This window comes from Streptomyces sp. CA-288835, assembly GCF_050936385.1.
Classification (GTDB): domain Bacteria; phylum Actinomycetota; class Actinomycetes; order Streptomycetales; family Streptomycetaceae; genus Streptomyces.
This window is the reverse complement of record NZ_JBNJMW010000001.1, coordinates 5,501,630-5,523,673: the sequence shown is the minus strand read 5'-3', so window position 1 is coordinate 5,523,673 and position 22,044 is coordinate 5,501,630. Positions and strand designations below refer to the sequence as shown.

The 22,044-nt window shown below is 70.5% G+C and carries 15 protein-coding genes, 1 tRNA gene and 1 riboswitch; of the genes, 7 read left to right on the top strand and 9 right to left on the bottom strand.

What is annotated here, in order from left to right; all coding sequences use genetic code 11:
• Positions 1-94 precede the first annotated feature (94 nt).
• A complete protein-coding gene (locus tag ACQEVY_RS24980) occupies positions 95-1,495 on the bottom strand; it encodes an NAD(P)/FAD-dependent oxidoreductase (RefSeq protein ID WP_432951692.1) in 1,401 nt (466 codons plus the stop codon).
• A 398-nt stretch (positions 1,496-1,893) separates the two neighbouring features.
• Here ACQEVY_RS24980 and ACQEVY_RS24975 point away from each other — a divergent pair, with 398 nt between their 5' ends.
• A complete protein-coding gene (locus ACQEVY_RS24975; RefSeq protein ID WP_432951691.1) occupies positions 1,894-2,757 on the top strand; it encodes a TetR/AcrR family transcriptional regulator in 864 nt (287 codons plus the stop codon).
• Positions 2,758-3,097: 340 nt separating this feature from the next.
• On the opposite strand, the gene ACQEVY_RS24970 is transcribed toward ACQEVY_RS24975, so the two are convergent.
• Positions 3,098-5,197: an asparagine synthase-related protein gene (locus ACQEVY_RS24970; protein WP_432951690.1), complete on the bottom strand. Its 2,100-nt coding sequence runs from the start codon at positions 5,195-5,197 to the stop codon at positions 3,098-3,100.
• Positions 5,198-5,858: 661 nt separating this feature from the next.
• Between ACQEVY_RS24970 and ACQEVY_RS24965 the strand changes: the two genes are divergently transcribed.
• The 4 genes from ACQEVY_RS24965 (at position 5,859) to ACQEVY_RS24950 (ending at position 11,458) form a co-directional block, all read left to right on the top strand.
• The gene (locus ACQEVY_RS24965) at positions 5,859-7,283 is read left to right on the top strand and encodes an MFS transporter (protein ID WP_432951689.1); all 1,425 of its coding nucleotides are present in this window, start codon (positions 5,859-5,861) and stop codon (positions 7,281-7,283) included.
• 204 nt (positions 7,284-7,487) lie between these two features.
• Positions 7,488-8,699: an L-2-hydroxyglutarate oxidase gene (gene lhgO / locus ACQEVY_RS24960; protein ID WP_432951688.1), complete on the top strand. Its 1,212-nt coding sequence runs from the start codon at positions 7,488-7,490 to the stop codon at positions 8,697-8,699.
• A 537-nt stretch (positions 8,700-9,236) separates the two neighbouring features.
• Complete coding sequence (trmB, locus tag ACQEVY_RS24955) at positions 9,237-10,055, top strand: tRNA (guanosine(46)-N7)-methyltransferase TrmB (protein WP_432951687.1); 819 nt, start codon at positions 9,237-9,239, stop codon at positions 10,053-10,055.
• 80 nt (positions 10,056-10,135) lie between these two features.
• Positions 10,136-11,458 carry a PrsW family intramembrane metalloprotease gene (locus tag ACQEVY_RS24950; protein WP_432951686.1) on the top strand — a complete coding sequence of 441 codons (1,323 nt, stop codon included), beginning with the start codon at positions 10,136-10,138 and terminating at the stop codon, positions 11,456-11,458.
• A gap of 234 nt (positions 11,459-11,692) precedes the next feature.
• Here ACQEVY_RS24950 and ACQEVY_RS24945 read toward each other — a convergent pair whose 3' ends face one another.
• From ACQEVY_RS24945 to ACQEVY_RS24930, 4 genes are all read right to left on the bottom strand, one after another.
• Positions 11,693-12,706 (bottom strand): M23 family metallopeptidase, encoded by a 1,014-nt coding sequence (locus tag ACQEVY_RS24945; protein WP_432951685.1) that lies wholly within the window; start codon positions 12,704-12,706, stop codon positions 11,693-11,695.
• A gap of 10 nt (positions 12,707-12,716) precedes the next feature.
• Positions 12,717-12,872, bottom strand: a riboswitch (cyclic di-AMP (ydaO/yuaA leader).
• A 283-nt stretch (positions 12,873-13,155) separates the two neighbouring features.
• Positions 13,156-14,355, bottom strand: a complete 1,200-nt coding sequence (locus tag ACQEVY_RS24940; RefSeq protein WP_432951684.1) for a PP2C family protein-serine/threonine phosphatase — start codon at positions 14,353-14,355, stop codon at positions 13,156-13,158.
• A 73-nt stretch (positions 14,356-14,428) separates the two neighbouring features.
• A tRNA-Met gene (locus ACQEVY_RS24935) sits at positions 14,429-14,502 on the bottom strand.
• A gap of 96 nt (positions 14,503-14,598) precedes the next feature.
• Positions 14,599-15,741, bottom strand: a complete 1,143-nt coding sequence (locus tag ACQEVY_RS24930; RefSeq protein ID WP_432951683.1) for a dihydrofolate reductase family protein — start codon at positions 15,739-15,741, stop codon at positions 14,599-14,601.
• Between the two features lie 68 nt (positions 15,742-15,809).
• Between ACQEVY_RS24930 and ACQEVY_RS24925 the strand changes: the two genes are divergently transcribed.
• Positions 15,810-16,328 carry a MarR family winged helix-turn-helix transcriptional regulator gene (locus tag ACQEVY_RS24925; protein ID WP_432951682.1) on the top strand — a complete coding sequence of 173 codons (519 nt, stop codon included), beginning with the start codon at positions 15,810-15,812 and terminating at the stop codon, positions 16,326-16,328.
• A gap of 15 nt (positions 16,329-16,343) precedes the next feature.
• Here the strand turns inward: ACQEVY_RS24925 and helR are convergent, their stop codons facing one another.
• Positions 16,344-18,569 (bottom strand): RNA polymerase recycling motor ATPase HelR, encoded by a 2,226-nt coding sequence (gene helR / locus ACQEVY_RS24920; RefSeq protein ID WP_432951681.1) that lies wholly within the window; start codon positions 18,567-18,569, stop codon positions 16,344-16,346.
• A gap of 204 nt (positions 18,570-18,773) precedes the next feature.
• Positions 18,774-19,943, bottom strand: a complete 1,170-nt coding sequence (locus ACQEVY_RS24915; RefSeq protein ID WP_432955381.1) for a glycosyltransferase — start codon at positions 19,941-19,943, stop codon at positions 18,774-18,776.
• Positions 19,944-20,354: 411 nt separating this feature from the next.
• Between ACQEVY_RS24915 and ACQEVY_RS24910 the strand changes: the two genes are divergently transcribed.
• Positions 20,355-20,981, top strand: coding sequence for a GTP cyclohydrolase II (locus tag ACQEVY_RS24910; RefSeq protein WP_432951680.1), 627 nt, complete (start codon positions 20,355-20,357; stop codon positions 20,979-20,981).
• On the opposite strand, the gene ACQEVY_RS24905 is transcribed toward ACQEVY_RS24910, so the two are convergent.
• Positions 20,968-22,005 carry a TIGR01777 family oxidoreductase gene (locus ACQEVY_RS24905; RefSeq protein WP_432951679.1) on the bottom strand — a complete coding sequence of 346 codons (1,038 nt, stop codon included), beginning with the start codon at positions 22,003-22,005 and terminating at the stop codon, positions 20,968-20,970. The genes ACQEVY_RS24910 and ACQEVY_RS24905 overlap by 14 nt on opposite strands.
• Positions 22,006-22,044: the final 39 nt, after the last annotated feature.

The following is a 22,044-nucleotide window of genomic DNA, read 5'->3' as shown; positions in this document are numbered from 1 at the left end:
GAGCGGTCGGCCCGCCCATGGTCGTGGACCAGTGTGTCCGACCGGACCGACATCCGTCAGACGCCGGTCCCTGAGGTGGAGTTCCTGAGTCCGGTCAGGACGACCCCTTCGGGTCCTCTGGAGGCTTTCCACCGGCCGCGAGTTCGAACTCCGCACGGGGATGTTCGAGCGAACCGAGGGAGACGATCTCCCTCTTGAAGAGCCCCGCCAGCGTCCACTCGGCCATCACGCGGGCCTTGCGGTTGAAGGTCGGCACCCTGCTCAGGTGGTACGTGCGGTGCATGAACCAGGCGGAGTAGCCCTTCAACTTGCGCCCGTAGACGTGCGCGACGCCTTTGTGCAGTCCCAGGGAGGCCACCGAGCCGACGTACGCATGGGAGTACGTCTCCAGGGGCTCGCCGCGCAGGGAGTGGACGATGTTGTCGCCGAGGGTCCTGGCCTGGCGCACCGCGTGCTGGGCGTTGGGGGCGGTCTCCGTGCCGGGCTCCTTGGAGGTGACGTCGGGGACGGCGGCGGCGTCTCCGGCGGCCCACGCGTGCGTGACGCCCTCGACGGTGAGCTCGGCGGTGCACTTGAGGCGTCCGCGTTCGTTCAGCGGCAGGTCGGTGGCGGCCAGGATGGGGTGCGGTTTGACGCCGGCGGTCCAGACGACCGTACGAGTCGGGAAGCGCGCACCGTCACTCAGTACGGCGACCCGGTCAACGCAGGACTCGAGGCGAGTCTCCAGGCGTACGTCGATATTGCGGCGGCGCAGCTCGGTGACGGTGTACTTGCCCATCTCCTCGCCGACCTCGGGCAGGATGCGGTTCGAGGCCTCTACGAGGATCCACTTCATGTCCTCGGGCTTGACGTTGTGGTAGTAGCGCGCGGTGTAGCGGGCCATGTCCTCGAGTTCGCCGAGGGCCTCCACTCCGGCGAAACCGCCCCCTACGAAGACGAAGGTCAGGGCGGCGTCGCGGATCGCGGGGTCGCGGGTGGAGGAGGCGATGTCCATCTGCTCGATGACGTGGTTGCGCAGGCCGATGGCCTCTTCGACGGTCTTGAAGCCGATGCCGTGGTCGGCGAGGCCGGGGACCGGGAGGACGCGCGAGATGGAGCCGGGCGCGAGGACGAGCTGGTCGTAGGAGATCTGCTCCGGCTCCGCGCCCTCCTCCTGGGTGGCCAGGGTGGTGAGGGTCGCGGTGCGCTTGGCGTGGTCGATGGACTGGGCCTCGCCGATGACGATCTTGCACTGGTCGAGGACGCGGCGCAGCGGCACGACGACGTGGCGGGGGGAGATGTTTCCTGCGGCGGCCTCGGGCAGGAACGGCTGATAGGTCATATACGGGTCTGGCGTGACCACGACAATTTCTACGTCGCCACGTTTGAGCTCCTGTTTCAGCTTCCGCTGGAGACGCAGAGCCGTGTACATCCCGACGTAACCGCCGCCGACGATGAGAATGCGCGTACCGTTCCGGGGTCCGGGGGTTGCCCCCCGGTTGATCGCAGTCTTCACCCACCCATGACGCAACGCGCTCTTGATTTTGTCCACAGCCCCGGCAATTTGTGTGACCGACCGCCTGAGACGCGCAGAGTTGGCCGATTTGCCGGAGTGCGGGGAATATGCGCAGGTCAGATGGGGGGTATGGGGCGACGGTACGTGTCTTAATCGGGACGTAAGCGGCCCGTACTCCGATCGAGGGGCGCACTGTGCGGAACCTGCCCCTTCTGAATTGACCCTTGCTCAACTATTGTTCGTCTCTCATCGGGGTGTAGGGGGAAGCACTCGGCCGGCCCGCACGACTGGTACGACGGGTATCCGGGTCGTGGGACCGATGCCTGTTCCGCTCCGCTCCGGCTTGTCAATGGCGGGGAGAGTCTCCGGGGGGAGACGTCATTACCGGGGGAACACATATGCATGTTCAAGAAACTCATTGGTCAACTGCGTCTGCCATCGCTTCCGGCGGCGCGGTCGGTGCGGCGATGGGGAACGGACGTGGTGCGGGGGACGCATCACGGTCGACACCGCTGCGCGTGGATGCACAGCGCAATCTGGAGCACGTACTGCGTGCGGCGCGCGAAGTCTTCGGCGAGCTGGGATACGGCGCGCCGATGGAGGACGTGGCGCGGCGCGCACGGGTCGGCGTCGGCACGGTGTACCGGCGCTTCCCGAGCAAGGACGTTCTCGTCCGGCGGATCGCCGAGGAGGAGACCTCCCGGCTGACCGACCAGGCCCGTTCGGCGCTCGGCCAGGAGGACGAGCCGTGGTCGGCGCTCTCGCGCTTCCTGCGGACGTCTGTGGCGTCGGGGGCGGGGCGGTTGTTGCCTCCGCAGGTGTTGCGGGTGGGCGTCGTGGAGGACGGTGCGGGTCTCGACGAGGCGCTGGTGCCGCAGCAGCGGGCTCAGCCGGTGGCTGTCTCCGGGTCGGGATCCGGCAACGGGTCGGGGTCCGTCTCCGGTTCGGGGTCCGTCTCGGGCTCGGGTTTGGCCTCGGGCTCGGGCTCGGGTGAGCTGCGGCTCGTGGAGCAGCGGTCGGCCTCCGACGGGGAGGTCGCGGAAGTCGACGACGCCGGGGCTGCGCAGTTGCTCGAGGTTGTGGGGCGGCTTGTGGAGCGGGCTCGGGCTGCGGGTGAGCTGCGGGCGGACGTGACCGTGTCGGACGTACTGCTGGTCATCGCCACGGCGGCGCCTTCGCTGCCGGATGCGGCGCAGCAGGCTGCGGCTTCGGCTCGGTTGCTGGACATACTGCTGGAGGGGCTGCGGTCGCGTCCCGCGTAGGGCGTTGGGGCCGGGGGCGGGTGTGGGGTTTCTTTTCCCCAAGCCCGCCCCTTCCCGTAGCCAAGGGGCTCCGCCCCCTGGACCCCCGCTGGGGCTGCGCCCCTGGCCCCCGCTCGGGGCTCCGCCCCGGACCCCGTTCGGGGGCCAGCCCCCGGACCCCGTTCGGGGGCCAGCCCCCGGACCCCCGGTCCTCAAACGCCGGACGGGCTGATTTTTCAGCCCGTCCGGCGTTTGAGGACGAGGCCGTTCAGGCCGATGGGGGTCTGGGGCGAAGCCCCAGCGGGGTCCAGGGGCGGAGCCCCTTGGTATGGGACGGGTAAGGGCGGCGGGGGCGAGACACCTACCCCCGTCGAGCCGTCGCTCCCGCCCCCAACGCCCCCCGCTCCGGAGCAATCCCCCCAGGCACCGCCCGCGCCCGCGCAGGCGTGCCCGTCCAGCACGTGCCCCTGCGGTCCAGCAAGCGGCCCAACCACAGCTCCAGGGAGACGAGGTCTGCCAGGCCCTCCAGGGGCAGGGGTTCGCCCTCTGCTGCCGCTCGGAGGGCCTTGCGGACCACCCTGGCCTCTATGAGGCCCGCCTGGGCCAGGAGGGGCGTGTCGAAGAGGTCCACGAGGGTGTCGGCGGCGGCGCGTAGACCCGTGCGGGCTGCGGCTGCTGAGGTGGCGTGGGAGGGGGCGCCCCAGCCCGGCGGGAGGTCTGCTACTCCGGCGCCTTCCAGGACCGTACGGAGTATGGCGGCTCGGGCTCCGGGCTGGACTCGGAGGGCCTCGGGGAGGGCGCGGCAGGCTCGTACGACCTGGTTGTCCAGGAAGGGGGCGTGCAGGCGCTGGAAGCGGACCTCGGCGGCCTGTTCGAGGATGCGGAGGTCGGCGGCGTGCCGGGCGAGGGCGGCGCGGGCGCGGAAGTCGCCGGGGCGCTGGCCGGGGCCGACGCTCGCCCGGCTCGTCGCGCCCGTCAGGCGAACCGATACTTCAGCGAGCGCCTCGCCGGTGAGCCAGCGCGCGGCGGGGCCCGGTCTGCCCCAGGTGAGCGCGGCGAGGGACGCCCCTACGGCACCTCCGGGCTCGTCGAAGTTCCGGTGCAGCAGGCGGTCGGCGAGGCCCTGTATGCCGACGAGATAGGGCGTACGGGCGAGCTTGCGCGCCGCGCCGTACACGCGCGCGGGGACCAGGACCGAGCCGTCGGCCTTCGCCAACGCGGCGACCGGGCGGACGAGATGACGGCGCTTACGGTCCATCAGGAGGTCGGCGAGGCGCGCCGGGTGTGCGTCCAGGACCTGCCGGGCGCCGTACCCCGTGAAGTGGTCCGCGCTGCCCGCGGCGAGCCGCGCGCGGTGGCGGGCGGCAGTCACCAGGGAAGGGCCCGGCTCGTCCGTCAGCGGGCCCTCCAACTCGGCGTAGGGGAGGACCTCTTCGCCGCCGGTGACCACTACGTGGTGCAGCCGCGGGTTCGCGGCCAGGGTTCCGGCGCGCTCCAGTTCGGCTTCGCGGCCCTTCACGGCGAGGTCGTTGAAGGTGACGGCAAGGAGACGCTCACCGGCGCCCGTGCCGTGCCCCAGGACGGTGCCCGGCATTCCGGGGAGGCCGGCGGCAAGGAGGGCCAGGGTTCCCGAAGCAGGGCCTCCGGAGAGGTCGGCTCCTATGCCGGGTACGGGCATGCCGCGCGCCGCACGCCGCTCGGCGGGGCCCATACCGGGCACGGGGCCGGGGTCCACATCGGTACCGGGGACATGGCGGGGAGCGGCGAGACGGGCGCGTACGGCCTCCACGAGGGCGTCGCGTACGGCGTCCACCGCGCTGTCGGGGTCGGCGATGGGGGCCGCGACGGCGAGGGAGGCGACCGGTTCGTAACCGGCTATCTCGCGGGCGCCGGCGCGCAGGATCAGCGCGTGCCCCGGCGGAATGCGCTGTACGCCCTGGTAGGGCGTGGAGTCGTGCAGGGCGGCGGGTACGTCGGGGGCGGCGAGGATGGCCGCGAGGTGTCCGAAGTCGAGGTTGGCCTCGATGAGGTCGGCGAGGGGGAGCGCGGCCGTGGCGTACGCCGTGCCGCCCGCCCAGGGGGTGTAGAACACCGGCCGGGCGCCCGCCAGATCGCCGCACACCATGACCCGGCGGCCGACCTGGACGATGGCGGTGTAGCTGCCGGACCAGGCCGTCAGATGGCGAAGTGCCCCTCCGCGCGCGGCGACCAGGCCCACCCGCAGCTGTTCGTCGGAGGCGCCGCAGGTGCCGAGCACCGCGATCCGGTTCTGTGCGTCGGCCTTCACGACGCGCACCTCGTCGGGGCGCCAGTCGCCGACCGCCCAGAGCGGATCGGGGTCGCCCCACAGGAGTTGGGACCCCACCGGGTGCACGGTCTCGCCGTCGCTTCCCGTGGCCCCCGCCGAGCCGATTTCAGGAGCCGCAGTGGCGGTACTGCTCCACCCCACCAACCACCGCATCGCCGCCTCCACAGGCTGTGGACAACCAGTGCACCGTACGAACTGGGCACCATGCTGCCACGAAGAGAGCGCGCCGGTGGGTCCCTGCCGCCGCTTATGCACCCCAGAGTGCGCCCCTTGGGAGATGCCCGCAATGGAGCGAACGCACGCACGGAGCACGGAGATTACGACGCGAATGCGCCCCCGGTTCGCTCCCCCAGGACACCCAACGCGCCCTCAAGTGCCATGGTAGAAGGGATTTTCGGGCGCAGAAGGCAGGGGCGAAAATCAGCCAAATCGGCGGCGGGCGCACGGGCGTGCACACGCTCCGTACAGGCTTTGCTCAACGCACGATCCGGGAGGCGGAGTTCGCCTCCCGGACCGGTCCGCCGCCCGCGGGGATATGTGACGGCGGTGTCCCCCAGCCCGCTGGATCCAGTACAGCGGGCCGACCCACGCAGGATCCATGGAAGCGATTCGACGATGGCCGGAGAAGAGCGCACGGCCGGGCGCACAGCCACACACCGGGAGCACACCACAACGCTGCGTACTTCCCCGCGGACCACAATCCCGCCATCCGGAACTATGCCTCTTAACGCATGGGATGCGGCGAACTACGCTGGGTTTACGAATGCCGCGTGGTTATGCCAACGCGGCAGCCGTCTGTGTCGAGGGGTGGCGCATGTCCAGGGAGCAACGCGGGCCGAACGAAAAACTCGGCGCCGTTCTCGCCCTCGCGGGAATCAGCAACGCAGGCCTCGCCCGTCGCGTCAACGATCTTGGCGCACAGCGCGGACTGACTCTTCGCTATGACAAGACCTCGGTGGCGAGATGGGTGTCGAAGGGCATGGTGCCGCAGGGTGCGGCCCCGCATCTCATCGCCGCGGCCATCGGCCAGAAGCTCGGCCGCCCCGTACCGCTCCACGAGATCGGTCTGGCGGACGCGGATCCCGCCCCGGAAGTGGGCCTCGCCTTCCCCCGTGACGTAGGACAGGCCGTGCGCGCCGCGACGGACCTGTACCGTCTCGACCTCGCCGGGCGCAAAGCCGGCTCCGGAGGCATCTGGCAGTCGCTGGCCGGATCGTTCGCGGTGAGCGCGTACGCGACTCCCGCCTCCAGGTGGCTGATAACCCCGGCCGACAGTTCGGTGGCCCGCGACGCGAGCCCTGTGGATGGCTCCGGAGCACCGCTGAAAGTCGGCCACAGCGACGTACAGAAGCTGCGTGAGGCCGCCGAGGACGCCAGGCGCTGGGACTCCAAGTACGGAGGCGGCGACTGGCGTTCGTCCATGGTGCCCGAGTGCTTACGAGTCGAGGCGGCGCCGCTGCTGCTCGGCTCGTACTCCGACGAGGTGGGCCGGGCGCTGTTCGGCGCCTCGGCCGAGCTGACCCGGCTCGCCGGGTGGATGGCCTTCGACACCGGCCAGCAGGAGGCCGCCCAGCGCTACTACATCCAAGCGCTGCGTCTCGCGCGCGCGGCGGCCGATGTGCCTCTGGGAGGCTACGTACTCGCCTCCATGTCCCTCCAGGCGACGTACCGCGGCTTCGGCGACGAGGGCGTCGACCTCGCCCAGGCCGCCCTGGAACGCAACCGTGGCCTCGCCACGGCCCGCACCATGAGCTTCTTCAGCCTCGTCGAGGCACGCGCACACGCGCGCGCCGGTGACGCCCAGGCGGCCGGCGGGGCCCTGAAGGCCGCCGAGGGCTGGCTGGAGCGGGCCCGCGACGGCGACCAGGATCCGTCCTGGCTCGGCTTCTACTCGTACGACCGTTTCGCCGCCGATGCCGCGGAGTGTTATCGCGATCTCAAGGCTCCTCGGCAGGTTCGGCGCTTCACCGAGCAGGCGTTGTCCAAGCCGACGGAGGAGTTTGTGCGGTCGCATGGGCTACGGCTCGTCGTCTCAGCTGTCGCCGAGCTCGAGTCCGGGAACCTGGACGCGGCGTGCGAGCAGGGGGTGCGGGCGGTGGAAGTGGCGGGGCGGATTTCGTCGGCCCGCACGACGGAGTACGTGAAGGATCTTCTGCATCGGCTGGAGCCGTATGGGGATGAGCCGCGGGTTGTTGAGTTGCGGGAGAGGGCTCGGCCGTTGCTTGTAGCTCCGGCGTAAGCGCTCCGCTGGGGGCGGGTTCCTTCGCGTCTGCCTGGTTGACGTGTTCTGAGGGCTGCGGGCTTCGTCGTGGCTTGTCGCGCAGTTCCCCGCGCCCCTTTCGGGGCCTGCGGCCCCTCAAGCGGCCGCGCGGCCTTGCGGCGACTTGCGGGTTTCGGCGCGTTGTCAGTGGCGCAGTGCACTATCTAAGTGGGAGGTGGGAAAGTGCGGCGCGTGATCGTTTATGACTGTGATGTGGTCGTGGTCGGCGGGGGGATCGTCGGGCTGTCCACGGCCTATGCGATTACGCGGGCCGCGCCGGGGACTCGGGTGATGGTGCTGGAGAAGGAGCCGGGGCCGGCTCGGCACCAGACGGGGCGCAACAGCGGGGTCATCCACAGCGGGATCTACTACCGGCCCGGGTCGCTCAAGGCGCGGTTTGCCGTGCGGGGTGCGGCCGAGATGGTCAAGTTCTGTGCGGAGTACGGGATCGCGCATGCCGTGACGGGGAAGCTGATCGTCGCCACGGAGCGGGACGAGTTGCCTCGGCTGCATGCGCTGGTGCAGCGGGGGCGGGAGAACGGGATTCCGGTACGGGAGCTGGGGGCGTCCCAGATCGCCGAGTACGAACCGGAGGTGCAGGGGCTCGCCGCCATTCACGTCGCAACGACCGGCGTCTGCGACTTCGTGGGGGTCGCCCGCCAGCTTGCCGAGGCTTCGGGGGCGCAGATTCGGTACGGGGCGGAGGTCACGTACATCGATCGGCGGCCTGACCTCGGGGTGGCCGTGCGTACGGGCGATGGGGACGTCGTACGGGCGCGTGTGCTCGTCAACTGTGCGGGGCTGCACTGTGACGAGATCGCTCGGCTTGCGGGGGACGAGCCGGGGATGCGGATCGTGCCGTTCCGGGGGGAGTACTACTCGCTGGCGCGGCCTTGGCTGGTGAAGGGGCTGGTGTATCCGGTGCCGGATCCTGCGTTTCCATTCCTCGGGGTGCATCTCACTCGGGGGATCGACGGCGGTGTTCATATCGGGCCGAATGCTGTGCCTGCGTTGGCCCGGGAGGGGTATGACTGGCGGACTGTGCGGGCTCGGGAGTTGGGGGCGACGCTTGCCTGGCCGGGGGCTTGGCGGATTGCTCGGCGGCACTGGCGGTATGGCGGGGGTGAGCTTCGGCGGTCGGTGTCGAAGAGGGCGTTTGCTGAGGCTGTGAGGCGGTTGTTGCCGGCGGTGACCTCGGATGACCTGGTTCCGGCTTCTGCGGGGGTTCGGGCGCAGGCCGTTCTTCGGGACGGCACGTTGGTCGACGACTTCCTTCTGCGGGAGGGGGCGCGGACGGTTCATGTGCTGAACGCGCCGTCGCCTGCGGCTACCGCTTCGCTGCCGATTGGGCGTGAGGTTGGGCGGAGGGTTCTGGTGGCGCTGGGGCGGGCGTAAACGCGGGGTTTTCTTTCCCCAGCCCCGCCCCTTCCCGAAACTGAGGGCTCCGCCCCCAGGCCCCCGCCTCCGGCGGGGTGGGTGGCGCCTACGGCGGGTGGGTGGGGGCGGGTGCCTACCGGGGTGGGGGGTGACAGTCGTGTCGCGGCTGCGGGTGCGTCGTGGCTTGTCGCGCAGTTCCCCGCGCCCCTAAAGGCAAAAGCCTGCGACTGCCCGCACCCTCATGGCCCCGCAGCCGCCCACGGCGGCAAGGGGACGGGGCGGGGGTGTGCGCCCGCAGCGGCCGGCGCGCCAACACCGGCACCCTCTACCAGCCAACAGCAACGCGCGCCGGTCCGAGGACGGACACCCCCGACGCGGCCCCGCACCCACCAGAAACCCAGGGGCGCGAGGAACGGCGCGAGCAACCACACACAACCCGCAGCCGCCCAACCGCCGGAGGCACCCCGCGTGGGCGCGACCAGCCACAACGGCGCCGCAGCCGACAACAAACCCAACCGCCCCACCGCCGGAGGCACTCGTACAATCAAACCCACTGTGTCTGAGCGTCAAAACACCGAAGAGCCGCGCCGCTCCCGCCCCCGTGCCAAAGGCGAACCCCGTTTCCCCGATGGCCCCCGCGCCGACCCGGCCGGCTCCCACTTCGAGCGCCGGATCCGTAGCTTTCAGCCGCGCCGGAGCCGGGTCACCCATGGGCAGGCGGACGCCTTGCAGCGGCTGTGGCCCAAGTGGGGGCTGGATATCGATGGGCGGCGGACGATCGATCTGAGCGATCTGTTCGGGAACGACAAGCCCGTGGTGCTGGAGATCGGGTTCGGGATGGGCGAGGCCACCGTGCAGATGGCCGCCGATGATCCGGACACGAACATCCTCGCCGTCGATGTGCACACCCCGGGCCAAGGGAACCTGCTCAATCTCGCCGACCGGAACGGGCTGTCCAACATCCGGGTCGCCAACGGTGACGCGATCATCCTGCTCAGGGAGATGCTCCAGCCCGACTCCCTCAGCGGACTGCGCGTCTACTTCCCGGACCCCTGGCCCAAGAAGCGTCACCACAAGCGTCGCCTCATCCAGCCGGACTTCCTCACGCTCGCCGCGTCCCGCCTCAAGCCCGGTGCGCTGTTGCACTGTGCCACGGACTGGGAGCCGTACGCCGAGGTGATGCTCGAAGTCCTCAGCGCGCACCCGGACTTCGAGAACACCCAGCCGGACGGCGGCTACGCGCCCCGCCCGGACTTCCGTCCGCTGACCCGTTTCGAGAGCCAGGGCCTGGACAAGGGCCATGTGGTGCACGACCTGCTGTTCCACCGCGTGCCGCACCGCACCCCAAACGGCGCCCGACGCAGCACCCCATAAGCCATCCCGAACCCAGCGAACCCAGCGGGGCGCAAACGTACCGTCGCGTGCCCACCCCCTCCCTGGTTAGGGTCGATGTTGTGGCCACCAGTCCCCCGTATCCGGCGTACCCGCCGTACCCCCCACCCCCCGGCACCCCGGTCGGAGGCACCCGGCGGCATACGCACTGGTGGCGCCGCAGATGGGTGCGTTACGGCGCGCTGATCACCCTGCTCGCCCTCTCCGGTCTCGTCATCCTGGCCCTGGTCCGCGAACAGACCGGCACCGAGGGCTTTTTGGTGGGCCTCGGCCTCGCCGTGCTGCCCGTCCCGCTGCTGATCGCCGCGTTCCGCTGGCTGGACCGGGTCGAGCCGGGCCCCTGGCGGAACCTGACGTTCGCGTTCGCCTGGGGGGCCTGCGCGGCGGCGCTGATCGCGATCGTGGCGAACAGTTTCGCGACGCGTTGGATAGCCACGGCCACCGCGGACCCCTCCAGCGCCGACACGATCGGCGCGACCGTCATAGCGCCCATCGTGGAGGAGAGCGCGAAGGCCGCCGCCGTCTTACTCGTCTTCCTGTTCCGCAGACGGGACTTCACCGGCATCGTCGACGGCGTAGTGATAGCCGGAGTCACCGCGACCGGCTTCGCGTTCACCGAGAACATCCTCTACCTCGGCACCGCCTTCGGCACCGACCAGCTGAGCGGCGACGGCGGCATCGCCTCCGTCACCGCCGCCACCTTCTTCGTACGCGTGATCATGTCGCCCTTCGCGCACCCGCTGTTCACCGTGCTCACCGGCATCGGCTTCGGCATCGCGGCGCTCTCCGCGGACCGCCAGCACATACGACGCGTGCTCCTGCCCTTCACGGGCCTGCTGCTGGCGATGGGCATGCACGCCCTCTGGAACGGCTCGTCGACCTTCGGCACGTACGGCTTCTTCGCGGTGTACGCGGCCTTCATGGTGCCCGCGTTCGGCCTGCTGACCTGGCTGGCCATCTGGACCCGGCAGCGCGAACTCGGCACGATCCGCACCGAACTGCCCGCGTACGCGATGGCGGGCTGGCTGACGGTTCCCGAGCCGTTCGTGCTGGGCTCGATGAAGGCGCGGAGGCTGGCCCGCGAGTGGGCCACGCATCACGGCGGCCGCCCGGCGGGGCGGGCGGTCGCGGAGTACGAGGCGTACGCGACCTCTCTCGCGTTCCTCCGCCACCGGGGGCGCCGCGGCCGCGCGGGCACCGATTTCGTCGTACGGGAACGGGAGTTGCTCAACGAGCTCTGGGCCCGCCGTGAGCTGGCTCGCCCCGCGCTGGCGTACGCGGCCCGGGCCACGGCTCCGCCGCCGGCGCCGCCGCCGTGGCCGACGTACGGGAACTCGTACGGGCAGGCGTCGCCCTACCCGGCGTACAACCCCTACCGGAACTAGGCGCTCCGCTGGAGGTGCAGTGATTCGGCTGCGGGCCGGTGGGGGCTGGTCGCGCCCACGCGGCGGAGCCGCAAATCGACGCAGCCCCGCGCCCCTATCGGGGCCTGCGGCCCCTCAAGCGGGCGCGGTACCGCACTGGGCTTCACCAAAGCCGCCCAGCCCGGAACCAGGCGAAAACCAAGACGCCACCCGCTTCTCGTCCGAAAGCGAATGGCGTCAAAGATCTTGCAGGACTTACGGGTTGAGCCCCTTGCTCCGCAGCCAAGCCATCGGGTCGATCCCATCCCCGCCCGACGTCTTGACCTCCATGTGGAGGTGCGCCCCGGTGACATTGCCGGTCGCGCCGACGCGGCCGATGACCTCGCCCGTGCTGACCTTCTGGCCGACGCTGACGCTGATCGAGGACTGGTGGGCGTACCAGACCTCCGTGCCGTCGTCGAGCTTGAGCTTGGTGAGGTAGCCGTACGAGCCGTTCCAGCCGGCCTCGGTGATGGTGCCGCTGTGGACGGCCTTGAGCGGCGTGCCCGAGGGAGCGGCGAAGTCCAGGCCGGTGTGGGTCCCGGAGGACCACAGCGCGCCGGACTGCCCGAAGGTCGAGGTGATGGTGTACGAGGACGTCGGCAGCGCGAAGCTCTTGGCGAGCTCGGCGAGGCGCTCCGCCTCAGCCTTCTGCCGGGCCTCCTCCGCCGCCTTCTCCTTGGCGGCTTCGGCCTTGGCCTTGGCCTCTTCCCGCTCCTTGGCGGCCTGGTCGGCGGCCTTCTTCGCGGCGGCGGTCGCCGCGGCCTGCCGGGCCTCCTGGTCCACCTGATCCTGCTGGCGCTCGGCCTGGAGGATGATGCGGGCGCGCAGGGCCTCGCCTGCGTCGGAGTTGCCCTGCTCGGCGTCCGCGGTGCTCAGACCGGCGTGGGTGAGCGGAGTCGTGGAACCGGGCTCTTCGTCCGTGTCGCCCGAGATCAGCGGAAGGTCGGGAAGCGTGATCGAGACCGGCGGCTTGCCGGTGTTCGCGCTGGCCATGCCGCCCGCGCTGACGGCGGCGATGACGCCGACGCCCAGAACCGTGGAGCTGCGTGCGAGGCCTCCGCCGCGCTGCTTGCCGACGCGGTGCCTGCCGCGTACGGGCTTGAGGGAATCCTCAGAGGGGTTCCACTCCTCCCAGGTCTCCTCGTCCTGGCGTTTGCCGTAGCCGAATGTGTCGGGCTCCTCATTCGGCGCGAACGAAGTCTGGGGGGCAGGCCGGTTGGACGCCACGTAGGCGCACTCCTTTCCTTCCTTCCGCCTACCGGGTTAGCTGACGGGTTCGGAGCAGGAAGGTCTCCTACGCGCGTTGCTCACGGTGTCTCCACCGGAACAACGCCCGATTCACCCCAAGTTGGTGGTTCCCCGGTTCCCTTGCGGGATTCGGCGCGTGCGCACGGAGCCGACTCTTGTGTCGGCTGGGACGACCGCGCTGCGTTATCGAACGTTAATAGAGGCAGGCCCTGGATTCCAAGCTGTTCTGGAGATTCGTTGGCAGTCTTGGCCTGGACTTTCAGGTCATCACTGGGATGAATCGGGCGAGTTGATCGTGACTCAGCTCCAATTCACTGCTGTGACTGCTGTTGACAATGTTTCAGTTGTTATGCGGAGTGGGTTCGTCCGACTACGGAAGGTGATACGACGCCGCCTCCGGCATCATGCGTCCGCCTCACCAGTCGCCCTCACGGTCTCCGGACCGCCAGCAGCGCCATGTCGTCCGTCGCGCCGCCGACTCCCGTATGCCGTACGACTTCCTCCACGAGCGTGGCCAGCAGCGCCCGGGGTCCGTGGAAGGTCCGGCCCGCGAGCCTGTCCGCCGGGTCGAAGAAGACGCCGTGCCGGTCCCGGGCCTCGGTCACCCCGTCCGTGTAGAAGAGCAGGGTGGCTCCGGCGGGGAACGGGACCTCCTGCGCCCGGTCGGGCCACGGGCCCAACTCGCCCATCCCGAGCGGCAGTGCGGGGTCCTCGTCCTTCAGCGTGTCCAGCGAGCCGTCGCCGTAGAGCATGAGCGGCCCCGGGTGGCCGCGGTGGACGAGGCGTACGACGGCGTCGGCGTGCGGGATTTCGGCCAGTACGGCGGTGGTGAAGCCCTCGAACGCCTCGAGGCCGCCGCGCCGGGCGGCCTCGCGCACCAGTGCTCGCTCCAGCCGCTGCGCCACCGCCTCCAGGGTCGCCTCCTGCTCGGCGGCCTCCCGGAAGGCCCCGATGAGCACGGCCACGGCCGCCACCGCGCCCATGCCCTTCCCGCGTACGTCGCCGACGACGAGCCGTACGCCGTGCGGGGTGTCCTGCACGGCGTACAGGTCGCCCCCGATGAACGCGTCCGCCTGCGCCGCCTCGTACCGCGCCGCGATGTCGAGCCCGCCGATCCGTTCGGCCGGTTCGGGCAGTACGGCGCGCTGGGCCGCCTCCGCGATCTCGCGGGCGGAGGCGAGACGTTGGTCACTGCGGCGCACGAGGCGGTTGATGGCGAGCGCCAGCACGGCAACCGCGGTCGCGGTGGCCACCTCGGTGGCGGCGCCCACGTCGAAGTCGCCCCTGATGTGCAGCAGGGACAGGGCGGCGACGGAGACGACTCCGGTGCGCAGCGTGTTGGCGAAGGTGGAGAGGGGCGCGGCGATGAGCGGGGCGACCGTGAAGAAGGGCACCGCGGTGAAGGGAGGAGGGGTGAGGAGGTCGTAGCAGACGCCCGCGATGATCAGCAGCACCGGGAGGGCCTGGACGAGGGTGCGGAGGTACGCGACGCTCCGTCCGCCAGTCTCCACTTCTCCGGGCCCCGCCACTGGTCTCCTGCCCTTCACCGCGTCACCGCGCTCCGTCCAGGGTTCCCGGCGGGTGGTCGGGGGGCGACCTGTGCGGGCCGAGTGGGTGAGCGTTGCCATCGGGACAGGACCGGCGGGAACCCCGGAAAGCACTCAGGGCCGGAACCCGTAGGTTCCGGCCCTGAGTGTTCAGTAGCGGGGACAGGATTTGAACCTGCGACCTCTGGGTTATGAGCCCAGCGAGCTACCGAGCTGCTCCACCCCGCGTCGGTAAGACCAGTGTACGCCATCCGCGGGACGCTCAGCACACGGGTTTTCGCTCCCCGCTCTTAACCGAGCCGGCACCCTGCCTTCCACCGACCCTCAACCGAGCAGATGGCGGTTGGGCTCGGCGGCCCGTTCCGCGTATTCCGGGAGTACGACGACCTCGGCGCCCTCGGCGGCCAGCAGACCGCTGCCGTCCGCGGACCGGACGAACGTGTCCGGCTCGCGCCAGGCGGTGACCACGCGGCGTACTCCCGCGTCGAGGATCAGCCGGGCGCAGGGGGCGGGCCGGGAGGCGCGGCGGGCACAAGGTTCCAGGCTGCTGTAGACGGTGGCGGTGGGCAGGCGCGGATCGGCCGGGTCGAGCTTCGCGAGCGCGGCCTCCTCGGCGTGCGAGACCGGGTCGGACTCGCGGGAGTAGCCGCGGGCCAGTTCCGTACCGTCCGCGGCGACGACGACCGCGCCGACGCTGAACGCGGTCCGCGAGGGCGGGCACTGGGCGGCGAGCTCGCAGGCGATCTCCAGCCAGTGACGGTCGGCGGCGGAGGCGAGCCCGCCCGCTCCGGGCGCCGTGGGCACGTAGCGCATGAGCACCACATCGCCTACGGGCCGCGTCTCCACCAACCGCATCCGGTTGCGGATCCCGCCCGGGTAGCCGCCGGGTCCGAACATCCGGGGGGCGTCCGGCTGCCCCACGAGGAGGGGCGCGAGAGCGAGTTGCAGCTCGTCTGCGAGGCCCTCCTGGAGCAGCTGTGTGTGCACGCGCCCGCCGCCCTCGACCATGAGCCGCCGTACGCCTCGTACGTCGTGAAGGTGCTCGAGTACGGTCGGCCAGTCGAGCTCCGGGCCGACGGGGACGACGTCGACGCCCAGGCCGCGGAGGGCAGCGGTGGCTTTCGGGGCGCCCTGGTCCGTCGTGTACACGACCTTCTCGCCGCCCGTGGACCAGAAGTTGAGGGCCGGGTCCAGGTCTCCGCCGCCGCTGACGGTGACCTTCAGCGGGTACTCCGGGCGGCCTTCCGCGACCCTGGCCGCGCGCCGCTCGGCGGAGTTGACCAGGAGGCGGGGGTTGTCGGCGCGCAGGGTGCCCGCGCCGACCAGGATCGCGTCGGAGTGGGCCCGCACCTCGTCGACCCGGTCGAAGTCGGCGGGGCCGGAGAGCCGCAGCCGTTCGGGGCCGGTGTCGTCCAGGTAGCCGTCGAGGGAGACGGCCGCGGACAACAGGACGTAAGGGTGGGGCATGGGGCGTACTCTCCGCTCGTACTGGGCCAATGGTGGTTCAATTTTTAAACAGTACCTACAATGGTGGCATGACGACCCGCTGGCTCACCCCCGAGGAGCAACGCGCCTGGCGCGCGTACATCGCCGCCTCCTACCTCCTGGAGGACGCGCTCGACCGGCAGCTCCAACAGGAGGCCGGTATGCCGCACCTGTACTACACGATCCTGTCCGCCCTCTCCGAGACTCCGCGGCGCACGCTGCGGATGACGGATCTCGCCCAGGCGTTGAAGATCACCCGCAGCCGGCTGACGTACGCCGTGACCCGCCTGGAGAAGGACGGTCTCGTACGCCGCGAAGACTGCCAGATGGACAAGCGCGGGAGCCTCGCGGTCCTGACCGACGAGGGGATGGCGGTGCTGGAGCGGGCGGCGCCGGGGCATGTGGAGATGGTGCGCACGGCGCTGTTCGAGCACCTCACCGAGGAGCAGGTGGGGCAGTTGGAGGAGATCTTCACGGGGGTTGCGGCGGCGCTTCAGGGGGACGGGGGGAAGGCCGCGTCGGACGACCTGCCGTGGCGGCGGCGGTCGTCCAGCCAGCAGTGCTCGTAGATTCCAGTGCGGGCGTCAGGTAGTGGTGAGGATGACGAGTTGCTGGGTCGCCCGGGTCATCGCGACGTAGTGGTCGACGGCTCCTTCGATGCCCTCGCCGAAATGCTCCGGGTCGATCAGGACGACCAAGTCGAACTCGAGTCCCTTTGAGAGCTCCGGGGTGAGGGAGCGGACGCGGGGCGACGCCGTGTGGAATCGGGACGTCGCCGGGGATGTCGTACGGGATCCGGATGTCGTACGGGATGTGGGGGCGGCGATGACGCAGGCGGTCCCCTCCGCGTGTGTGGCCAGCCAGTCGTCGAGGATCGAATCCAGCTCCGAAGCTGATCCGTGGACGACGGGGACGCCGCCGCTGCGGATGGAGGTCGGGACGTTGGCGTCGGGGAGGGCGGCGCGGATGACCGGCTCGGCTTCGGCCATGATCTCTTCCGGTGTGCGGTAGTTGATGCTCAGGGACGCCGGGTTGATGCGGTCGAAGCCGATTCGGGCCAGCCGTTCCTGCCATGACTCCGTGAAGCCGTGCCGGGCCTGGGCGCGGTCGCCGACGATGGTGAAGCTGCGGGACGGGCAGCGGAGGAGCAGCATCTGCCATTCGGCGTCGGTCAGTTCCTGGGCCTCGTCCACGACGATGTGCGCGAACGGGCCGGCGAGCAAGTCCGGGTCGGGGGTGGGCAGTTCGGACTCGTCGACCAGGCTGACCTTGGCGTCCTCGCCGCTCAGCATCCTCACCAGGCCGATGCCTTCGTCGCCGTCGGCGCCGGAGTTGGCCACGGCCCCGATCAGGTTGTCGACGACCTGCTCCATGCGTTCGCGCTGGGCGGCGAGGATGGCCTGGTGCCGGCGCTTGCGCCGGGCCGTCTCCGGGTCGCCGAGCCGCTGCCGGGCCGCGTCCAGGAGGGGCAGGTCGGACACCGTCCAGGCCTGCGGGGCCTCCTTGCGCTGCAGCTTCTTGACCTCGTCGGGGGTGAGCCAGGGGGCGCATTTGCGGAGGTAGGCGGGGACCGACCACAGGTCTCCGACGAGGTCGGCCGCTTCGAGCAGTGGCCAGGCGTGGCTGAAGGCCGCGAGGAGTTCCCGGTTCTGGTTGAGCGACTTCCGGAGCAGGGCGGGTGTGGCCTCCTCGGCGTCGTGTTTGTCCGACAGGATGGCTAGCAGTTCGTCCCAGACCTGGGCGCGGGCGTCGTTGTGCGGAGTGCCGGGTTCCGCGGCTTCGAACGCTTCGGTCCAGTCGTCGGCGCTCAGCCAGACATCGGACCAGTGGGTGGTGACGGTCATCCCCTTGGCGGGCGGCTCCTCGTAGAACCGTACGGCCGTCTCGATCGCCTTCACCAGGTCCGCGGACGACTTCAGCCGGGCCACGTCCGGGTCGGTCTCGACCGACGCCGAGGCTCCCTCGTCGACGAGGTCGCGCAGGGTGCAGGTCTGCACGCCCTCCTCTCCCAGGCTGGGGAGGACATCGGCGACGTAATCCAGGTACGGCCGGTGCGGGCCGACGAACAGTACGCCGCCGCGGCGGTGTCCGAGGCGGGGGTCGGAGTAGAGGAGGTAGGCGGAACGGTGCAGGGCGACGACCGTCTTGCCCGTACCCGGACCGCCGTCCACGACGAGAGCACCGCGTGATCCGGCGCGGATGATGGCGTCCTGGTCGGCCTGGATGGTGCCGAGCACGTCGCGCATCCGTGGCGACCGGTTGGTGCCCAGGCTGGCGATGAAGGCGGACTGGTCGTCGAGCGCGGCGTGCCGTTCCAGCCCGTCGGCGGTGAACACCTCGTCCCAGTAGTCGCTGATCCGGCCGCGGGCCCAGCGGTACCTGCGGCGGCTCGACAGGCCCATGGGGTTGGCGTGGGTCGCTCCGAAGAACGGCTCGGCCGCGGGGGAACGCCAGTCGACCAGCAGCCGACGGCCCGTGCTGTCCGTGAGGCCCAGTCGTCCTACGTATACAGGTTCGGAGCCGTCCTCGGCGACCATGTGGCCGAGGCACAGGTCCAGGCCGAAGCGGCGCAGTGTGCGCAGACGGGCGGTCAGCCGGTGGATCTCCGTGTCCCGGTCCATCGCCTGCCGGCCGGTGCCGCCGGGCGCCCTGCGCTCGGCGTCGAGTTGGTCGGACACCTCGGCGATCGTCTGCTCGAGGCACTCCGCGATGGCCGCGAAGTGCCGCTCGTCGGCGGCGATCAGCTTGGGGTCGGCCTTGGAGGAGAGGTTTTCGGGGAGGTCGAACGCGCTGGTGGTCAGGGGGTTCACGGCGATGGGCTCCGATCTGGGGTCGCTGGCGACCGTTGCGCGCGGGAAGACATTTTGGAGCGGTGTGACGACGTACGCACCTGTGCGTGCGGGTTCTCGTGTTCTGGTTCTCGAGTTCCGGTTCTTGAGTTCCGGTTCTCGTGTTCTCGGGCCTGGATCGACCGGCCCGCGTGGTTCACGCGGGACAGTCGATCAAGGCCCTGCTCAGCCGCCCGCTTCGAGCAGCAGCTTCGCCGCGACCGCCGCGCCATCAGTGCGGACCGTGCCGGCCACGGCGGTCGCTCGGGCGCGGGTCTCGGGCGTCAGGGCCGTGGTGAGCGCGGCCGACAGGGACTCGAAGGTCGGAGTCGGACCGTCGTGTGCCGCGCCGATGCCCAGCTCGGCCACCCGGCCCGCCCAGTACGGCTGGTCAGCGAGCTGGGGTACCACCACCTGGGGCGCGCCTGCCCGCGCGGCCGTCGTCGTGGTGCCCGCGCCTCCATGGTGCACGACCGCGGCCACCCGGCCGAACAGCGCCTGATGGTTGACCTCACCGACGGCGAAGCAGTCGTCCTGGTCGTCGATCAAGCCCAGGTCCGCCCAACCGCGGGAGACGAGTACGCGGCGGCCCTGCGCGCGAACCGCCTCGACGGCCACCTGGGCGGCATCCGCCGAGCCGTGCAGAGGCATGCTGCCGAAGCCCACGTACACCGGCGGTTCGCCCGCCTCAAGGAACCCCAACAGGTCGGCGGGGAGCGGGCGTTCGTCGGGCAGGATCCAAGCGCCGGTCTGTACGACGTCCAGGTCCGGCGTCTGCTGCCAGGGGTCCAGGACCGGGTCCGTGGCCAGCCACGGCTGGTCACCGATGACGTAGTCGCGGACGTTCTCCACCGGGGGCAGGCCGATCGACGCCCGGTTGGTGTTGAGCGCCTCGCCGAACAGCGCGTTGATGTTCTGGGCGTCCAGGTCCCAGAGTGCCCGGTTGTCGGTCACCTCCGGCGGGAGCGGACGACCGGGATACGCCAGCGGCGGGCGGTGCGGCGAAGGCAGGGTGATCTGCTGGAAGGTCGCGGACAGGGAGCGGATGCCCAGTTTCTCGGCCACCGATCGCGCGCCCGCCGCGGCCGGCATCATGCCGGTCGACACCAGCGCGTCACAGCCCTCGGCCGCCGGCAGGACCACGTCGAGCAGTCCGGCGATCACCTCGGCCGCGCGCCGGGGCAGGCCCTCCGGGGGCAGCGACGGCGCCGCCTTCGTCAGCGCACGCGCCGACGGGCCGAAGGGCAGCAGCTCTACGCCGACACCGGCCAGCAGCTTCGCGAACTCCTCGTCCGCCGGCGCGCACACAAGCACCTCCGCGCCGAGTTCTCGTAACCGCGCCGCGAGTCCCGCCATCGGCTGGACATCCCCGCGCGACCCATACGTCGACAACAGCACACGCACTTCGCGACTCCCCGTTTCCGCTGGTCCTGGCCATTTCCTGGCCTTAGGCGGGCAATTCTGCGGCACCACGGGGGCCTTGCCGCAAGCCCCCCGGTGCGCTATAAGTTGAGAGTGGCAAGGAGATGGGTGAACCTCCTTGCCTTTTGTTTTTGCCGCCCGCCGCGCATGGGTTTCGGACCATCGCGTACGGGCTTCGGACCGCAGCGCACGGATCTCAGGCCATCACCCACGGGTTTCGGAACTGTTGCTTCAACTTTTAACCATGAGGTAGGGTCTCGATCCAAGCTCCTGCTTCAAATCTGAAGCAGACCGCAAGCTGCACGCACCCGAAAGCTGCTCGGATCCTGGACTCGGAGAACCCGCATGCCCGAACTCCCCGCCGCCACCCCGCGCGCACGCGTCCGGGTCCCGCTGCGTTTCCACGACGGTTACGGCGTCGACGCCGACGCGGTCACCTTCCACGGGCTGACCGACGGCCAGGAACACGTGGCCCTCGTCCTCGGCACTCCGTCGGCGACCCCGCTGGTCCGCCTCCACTCCGAGTGCTTGACGGGCGACGTCTTCGGCTCGGCCCGCTGCGACTGCGGCCCGCAGCTCCGTGAGGCGGTCGAGCAGATCGCCACGCGTGGCGGCGTACTGCTCTACCTCCGCCAGGAAGGCCGCGGCATCGGCCTCTACAACAAGCTCGACGCGTACGCCCTCCAGGACCAGGGTCTCGACACCTACGCCGCGAACACGGCCCTCGGCCTGCCGGAGGACGCCCGCGACTACACGTCGGCGGCCCAGATGCTCAGCGCCCTGGGCATCTCGTCCCTCGACCTGCTGTCCAACAACCCGGACAAGGCGGAACAGCTCCGCGCACTCGGGGTCGATGTTCAACGCCGGGTCCCGACAGGGGTGTTCAAGACGGCGCACAATGTCCGCTACCTGCGGGCCAAGGTCCTCCAGACCCAGCACACGCTGCCGCTGCCGGAACTCAGCGCGGGCTGACTTCGCCGCCGCCCAGTCGCCGGTCAGCTTGTGGCCCGCCTGAACGCGGGGCCGAGGGCTCACGTCGTACGACCTGCGCGGCCCGGTCGTCGCGTACGCGCTCGACGAGATCCTCGGCGGCCTGCGGCCATGTGGCGTGGTCGAAGGTGAAGCCCGCTTCGAGCAGGCGGCCGGGGATGACGCGACGGCTCTTGAGCAGGAGTTCGGTGTCCGAGCGCATCACGAACGCGCCGAGTTCGGCCATCCACTTCGTGGCGGGCAGGCCCACGGGAACGCACCATGTGGCGCGCAGCGTGCGCATGAACGTGCGCTGCGGCACAGGCTCGGGAGCGGCGACGTTCACCGGCCCGGCGAGGTCGTCCCGGTCGATCAGGAACTCGACGGCGCGTACGAAGTCGCGGTCCTGAATCCAGGACACGTACTGCGCGCCGCCCGCGACCGGGCCGCCGAGCCCGAGCCGCGCCAGTCGCAGCAGGACGTCGAAGACGCCTCCGCGGTCCGGGCTCATCACCATGGCGGTGCGCAGGGCGACCTTGCGGGTGTGCGGGGTGTCGGCCCGTTCCTGCTCCCGCTCCCAGGCCTTGGCGATCTCGACGCTGTACGCCCAGTAGTCCGGGACGCCGGGCTCCGTGCCGCCGAACACGCCGGTCGCCTCGTCATGGGGTGCGTCGAAGCGGTGGGCGTAGATGGTGGCCGTACTCATCTGCAGCCAGACGCGCGGAGGTTGAGCGGCTGCGGCGATCGACTCCCCCACGACACGGGCGGAGTTGACGCGGGAATCCATCATCGCCTGGAGGTTGGCGGCGGTGTAGCGGCAACTGACGCTGCGTCCGGCCAGGTTGATCACGATGTCGCTGCCGTCGATCGCCTCGGCCCAGGGGCCCAGGGTCTCGCCGTCCCAGTGGATCTCTCCCTTGCGTCGCGGCTGTCTGGTCAGGACCACGACGTCATGGCCGGCCGCGGTCAGCGCGCGGTTCAGGATCGTCCCGACCTGCCCGGTTCCTCCGGGTATCACGATCTTCATCAGGCTCCCCTAGGTAGGCACGGGGAGCCTATCGCGGAA

Bases quoted from the DNA above. Each gene is read 5' to 3' on its own strand.
- ACQEVY_RS24910 (WP_432951680.1), top strand. From the start codon at position 20,355: ATGCCCGAACTCCCCGCCGCCACCCCGCGCGCACGCGTCCGGGTCCCG.
- ACQEVY_RS24975 (WP_432951691.1), top strand. From the start codon at position 1,894: ATGCATGTTCAAGAAACTCATTGGTCAACTGCGTCTGCCATCGCTTCC.
- ACQEVY_RS24940 (WP_432951684.1), bottom strand. From the start codon at position 14,355: ATGGCAACGCTCACCCACTCGGCCCGCACAGGTCGCCCCCCGACCACC.
- ACQEVY_RS24970 (WP_432951690.1), bottom strand. From the start codon at position 5,197: ATGCGGTGGTTGGTGGGGTGGAGCAGTACCGCCACTGCGGCTCCTGAA.
- ACQEVY_RS24930 (WP_432951683.1), bottom strand. From the start codon at position 15,741: ATGCCCCACCCTTACGTCCTGTTGTCCGCGGCCGTCTCCCTCGACGGC.
- ACQEVY_RS24915 (WP_432955381.1), bottom strand. From the start codon at position 19,943: ATGGCGGGACTCGCGGCGCGGTTACGAGAACTCGGCGCGGAGGTGCTT.
- ACQEVY_RS24925 (WP_432951682.1), top strand. From the start codon at position 15,810: ATGACGACCCGCTGGCTCACCCCCGAGGAGCAACGCGCCTGGCGCGCG.
- ACQEVY_RS24965 (WP_432951689.1), top strand. From the start codon at position 5,859: ATGTCCAGGGAGCAACGCGGGCCGAACGAAAAACTCGGCGCCGTTCTC.
- ACQEVY_RS24905 (WP_432951679.1), bottom strand. From the start codon at position 22,005: ATGAAGATCGTGATACCCGGAGGAACCGGGCAGGTCGGGACGATCCTG.